At 69.8% G+C, this 5,244-nt stretch carries 4 protein-coding genes; all 4 read left to right on the forward strand.

Annotated features, from left to right (window positions below; all coding sequences use genetic code 11):
* Positions 1–350: TonB family protein (locus D7W79_RS38490; RefSeq protein ID WP_120530227.1), on the forward strand; the 350-nt coding region annotated here is incomplete at its 5' end.
* Between the two features lie 28 nt (positions 351–378).
* Positions 379–1,809 (forward strand): PepSY-associated TM helix domain-containing protein, encoded by a 1,431-nt coding sequence (locus D7W79_RS38495; protein ID WP_120530228.1) that lies wholly within the window; start codon positions 379–381, stop codon positions 1,807–1,809.
* 337 nt (positions 1,810–2,146) lie between these two features.
* Entirely contained in the window at positions 2,147–4,393 is a 2,247-nt protein-coding gene (locus D7W79_RS38500; protein ID WP_244222209.1) for a TonB-dependent receptor, read from the forward strand.
* A 39-nt stretch (positions 4,394–4,432) separates the two neighbouring features.
* Positions 4,433–5,113 carry a Fe2+-dependent dioxygenase gene (locus tag D7W79_RS38505; RefSeq protein WP_120530230.1) on the forward strand — a complete coding sequence of 227 codons (681 nt, stop codon included), beginning with the start codon at positions 4,433–4,435 and terminating at the stop codon, positions 5,111–5,113.
* The last annotated feature ends 131 nt before the right edge of the window (positions 5,114–5,244 follow it).

Here is a 5,244-nt window from a genome sequence, read left to right on the forward strand (position 1 = left end):
GGGGCGTGGTGGGCGGGCTGGTGGGTGGCAAGGTCGGTGGCCAGGGCAAGGCGCCGCCCATCTATTCGCCGCGTGAGGTGATGAAGCTGCCGGTGCTGCTGTCCGGCAAGCCGGAGTATCCGCGCCGCGCGCGCGAGGACGGCATCACCGGCGTGGTGATGGTGATGGTGGTCATTGGCACGGACGGCTCGGTGGAGCCCGGCTCGCCCCGCATCCAGCGCTCGGTGCCGGGGCTGGACGAGGCCGCGCTGGAGTCCGTGGCGAGCTGGCGGTTCTCGCCGGCCCTGGGACACGACGGCGCGCCGGTGCGCGTGAAGGTCGTGATCCCCGTGAAGTTCGCCCTCAGGTAGTTCCTTCGCAAGTCACGCAGACGCCTTCATGAATCCCAAGCTCCGCTCGGTTCTCTTCTGGATCCACCTGGTGTCCGGCCTCGTCGTGGGGCTCGTCGTCGCGGTGATGTCGTTCACCGGCGCGGCGATCGCGTTCGAGTCGCAGATCATCGACTGGGCGGACCGTGACGCGCGCCATGCGGCGCCTCCGGCGGAGGGGACTCCTCGACTGACGTTGGAGGAGATGATCGCGAAGGCGAAGGAGGCGAAGCCGGCCGCGCAGCCTTCTGGCGTGACGGTGTCCCCGGAGGCGGACAGCATGGTGACGGTGGCCCTGGGCCGCGGCGCTGCGGTCTACGTCCATCCCTACACCGGCGAGGTGCGCGAGCAGGGCGCGCAGGGCTGGCGCGCGTTCTTCCACACGATGGAGGAGCTGCACCGGTGGCTTGCGGCCTCTGGTGACAACCGCGCCGTGGGCAAGGCCGTCACGGGCGTGAGCAACCTGGCGTTCCTGTTCCTGGGCATCACCGGCCTGTTCCTGTGGTGGCCGCGCAAGTGGACGCTGCGCTCCATGCGGCCCACGCTGTGGTTCCGCCGGGGGCTCAAGGGCAAGGCGCGCGACTTCAACTGGCACAACGTCATCGGCTTCTGGTCGCTGCCGGTGCTGGTGGTGCTGACGGCGTCCGGCGCGGTGATCTCCTACCGCTGGGCGTCCAACCTGATCTTCACCCTCACCGGCAACGAGCCGCCGGCCGCGCAGGGCCCCATGGCCACGGCCCCCGTGCCCGTTCCCACGCCCGCGCCGGGGACGAAGCCCCAGCCGCTGGATGCGCAGTTCGCGGCGGTGATGAAGCAGGCCAATGCCTGGGAGGCCATCACCCTGCGGCTGGCCGCGCCTCCCGGCGCCGGTGGCCAGGGTGGCCGTGGCGAGGGTGCCCCGCGCGGTGAAGGCGGCGCCCGTGGCGAAGGTGGCGCCCGTGCTGATGGCGCTCCTCGCGGTGAAGGTGGCCCCAGGGCCGAAGGTGCTCAGCGCGGTGAGGGTGGTCCGCGTGCTGAAGGTGCCCCGCGCGGCGAGGGTGGCCCCAGGGGTGAAGGGCGCGGTGGTCCGGGTGGCGCGGGGAAGGGCGGCCCGCAGGCCAGTGCCTTCACCGTCCGCGAGCAGGAGCGCTGGCCGCTCTTCGCCACCAACACGGTGTCGGTGGATCCGTTCACGACCCAGACCCTGAAGACGGAGACCTACGCGGACTTCAACAGCGGCCGGAAGCTGCGCACCTGGCTGCGCTTCCTCCACACCGGCGAGGCGTTCGGGTGGTTTGGCCAGCTCATCGCGGCGCTCGCGTCCTTCGGCGCCGTGTTCCTCGTCTACACGGGCTACGCGCTCTCCTGGCGAAGGTTCGTCCCGCGCCGCCGGACCCAGCCCGCGGTGCCCGCCGCCGCCGCCGTGCCTCCGCCCGCGGAGTCCGAGACGCACGCCGCCTGAAACACGCTTCACCCAGCTCCAGCCATCCCCGGGGCCCGGACCGCGAGAGCGGATCCGGGCCTCGTCGTATTCACCCATCGGCGTGTGGCATTCGCCGCGCTGATGCAAGGCAGTGCCGTGGCACCTGCCGCGCTTCACGAAACCAAATGTCATCGGGAAGAAATTTCTTGTAACGCCGGGCGGAGTCCTGCATATGCGAATCATTCTCAATTAGGTCGTGCATCCTTTTTCGAGGGGACCCGTGTCCACAGCCAAGCCCGGTCGTTCTGGTATCCGCTCATCGAATGGCAACCCTGGAGGCGTACGCGGCGCGCTGTGGCCCTGGGGACCTGCGGCCGTGGGGCTCGCCTCCGCGCTCGCGGCGGGCGGTGCGGTGGCCCAGGAGACGCCGGTGACGGGCGACACCTCGGCGCCGGTGCAGGAGTCCCGGCCGGCGGAGACGACGCCCGCGGCCCAGGAGGAGCCTTCCCCCGAGCGCACGCCGGAGACCGCGCCCACCACGCCCCCGACGACGAGCGCGGCGCCGGCGGGCCAGGATGACGCCTACGTGTTGCCGGAGGTGTCCGTCGAAGGCGAGACGGCCAAGTACAACGTCACCGAGCCCAGCCTGAACCGGCTGCCCCGGCCGCTGCTGGACACGCCGCAGACCATCACGGTGGTACCGGAGCGCGTGATGGAGGAGCAGCAGGCGACGACGCTGCGCGATGCCCTGCGCAACGTGTCCGGCATCACGGTGACGGCGGGCGAGGGTGGCCGCCAGGGTGACTCCTTCTCGCTGCGCGGCTTCTCCGCCCAGACGGACACGCTGCGTGACGGCGTGCGCGACCTGGGCTGGTTCACGCGCGACACGTTCAACCTGGAGGGCGTGGAGGTCTACTTCGGCCCGTCGTCGGTGCTCTTCGGCCGCGGCTCCACGGGCGGCGCCATCAACCTGGTGACGAAGAAGGCGCGCAAGGGCTCCTTCCAGGACCTGCGCCTGTCGGGCGGCACGTCGCCGTCCGGCCGCATCGAGGCGGACATCAACCAGGAGTTCTCCGACAGCATCCAGTTCCGCGTGGCCGCCGCGGGACAGCTGGCGGGCGTCGCCGGCCGGGACGTCGTCACGGAGAACCGGGCGGGCATCGCGCCGTCCGCGCGCTTCCAGCTGGCGCCGAAGGTCGCCCTGGAAGTGGACTACTTCTACCAGCACGAGGACAGCATCCCGGACTACGGCCAGCCGTACTTCAACGGCTACCCGGTCTCCGTCACGCTGGACGTGCCGCGTGGGAACTTCTACGGCGTGGAGGGCAGCGACACGGAGCGCGTGAACGCACACATCGGCACCGCGCGCCTGCTGGCGGACCTGGGTGACACGCTCCGCCTGACGAACACGCTGCGCTACGGAGGCGTGGACCGCTTCTCCCGCCCCACCGCGCCGCGCGGCCTGACGCCGGTCGCGGCGCCCACCACCATCGGGCGCCAGCGCTTCGAGACGAACACGGACAACACCTACTTCGCGGACCAGCTGGACGTGCGCGGCTCCTTCACCACGGGCTTCATCAAGCACAACGCCAACGTGGGTCTGGACATCTCCCGCGAGCAGCGCGACCAGAGCCGCAACAATCTCACCGTGGCGGGCGGCAACCTGCCGGCGGACCTGTTCGACCCGGACCACAACCCGGACCTGTCCGAGGTGGCCGTGGTCCCGGCGGCCAGCAACTACAGCCGCCAGTGGAACCTGGGCGCGTACGCGTCGGATCAGATCCAGGTGGGCAAGTACGTGGAGGTGCTGGGCACCCTGCGCCTGGACAACCTGCACAGCGACTACGAGACCAAGGCCGCGAACGGTGACGTCGCCGCCTTCGAGCAGGAGAACAGCCTGTTCAACTGGCGCCTGGGCCTGGTGCTCCACCCGGCGGAGAACACCAGCGTCTACGGCATGTACGGCACGTCCACCAACCCGAGCGCCGAGCTGTCCACGCTGTCCAACGACACCGTCACGCTGGACCCGGAGAAGAACGAGACCTTCGAGATCGGCGCCAAGTCCGACCTCATCACGGAGCGCCTGAGCGTCAACGCCGCCGTCTTCCGCACGAACAAGAAGAACGCGCGCGTGCCCAACTCCATCCCGGACGGCCCGCCCGTCGTGCTGGAAGGCAAGCAGCGCGTGCAGGGCTACGCCGTCGGCGTCGCCGGTTCGCCGGTGCGCGGCTGGAACGTGTTCGCCAACTACACGTTCCTGGACGCGAGCATCCAGGAGCACTCCAACGACTTCCTGGAGGGCCAGCGCCTGGTGAACACGCCCAAGCGCAGCCTGTCGCTGTGGACCACGTACGCCATCCTGGACACGCTGTCCGTGGGCGGCGGCGCCACCTACCAGGACGTGGCGACGGTGAACAACCCGGCCAACGCGACGGTGGTGCTCAACAAGGTGCCCAACTACTGGCGCTTCGACGCGTTCGCCTCGTACACGATCAAGAAGGTCGACCTGCAGCTCAACGTCTACAACCTGACCGACAAGCTCTACTACGACGCGTACTACGGCGGTCAGGCCGTGCCGGCGGAGGGCGTTTCGGCCCTGCTGTCCGCGCACGTGCGCTTCTAGTCGCGCGCTTCACCTGCCGGGCGTAGGAGGACGTTCATCATGATGGTGCACATCCCGCAGGTCCTCACGCCCGAGCAGGTGGCCCACTGCCGCGCCGTCTTCCAGAAGGCGGCGTGGGAGGATGGCCGCACCACCGCCGGCAAGCAGTCCGCGCAGGTGAAGAAGAACCTCCAGCTGCCCGAAGGCAGCCCCGCCGCCAGGGAGCTGGGGGACCTGGTGCTGGCCGGCCTGGAGAAGAGCCCGCTGTTCATCTCCGCCGTGCTGCCCCAGCGCGTCTTCCCCCCGCTGTTCAACCGCTACGAGCCGGGCATGGACTTCGGCTCGCACGTGGACAACGCCATCCGGCCCCTGCTGGGCACGAACCAGCGCATCCGCACGGACGTGTCCGCCACGCTCTTCTTGAGCGACCCGGACAGCTACGACGGCGGTGAGCTGGTGGTGGAGGACACCTACGGCAACCACTCGGCGAAGCTGCCCGCGGGGGACCTCATCGTCTACCCGTCCACCAGCCTGCACCACGTCACGCCGGTGACGCGCGGCGTGCGGCTGGCATCGTTCTTCTGGGTGCAGAGCATGATCCGCGACGCGGGGCAGCGCTCGCTGCTCTTCGACATGGACACGTCCATCATGCAGCTCACGCGCGAGGTGCCCAGGAGCCCCGCGCTGGTGATGCTCACGGGCGTGTACCACAACCTCCTGCGCCAGTGGGCGGAGCCCTGAGCCGCTAGGACGTGTCCGCAAATAGTTCGAGGGGAGCCGGGTGTTAGGAGGGCATGAGCCGAGGAGAGCTGACAGACGCCCAATGGGAGCGGCTGGCAGGACTGCTGCCGCCCCAGAAACCCGCGCGAGGC

Origin of the sequence: Corallococcus exercitus, from assembly GCF_003611585.1 — a bacterium.
In the GTDB taxonomy this organism is placed as follows: domain Bacteria; phylum Myxococcota; class Myxococcia; order Myxococcales; family Myxococcaceae; genus Corallococcus; species Corallococcus exercitus.

Bases quoted from the DNA above. Each gene is read 5' to 3' on its own strand.
- D7W79_RS38495 (WP_120530228.1), top strand. From the start codon at position 379: ATGAATCCCAAGCTCCGCTCGGTTCTCTTCTGGATCCACCTGGTGTCC.
- D7W79_RS38505 (WP_120530230.1), top strand. From the start codon at position 4,433: ATGATGGTGCACATCCCGCAGGTCCTCACGCCCGAGCAGGTGGCCCAC.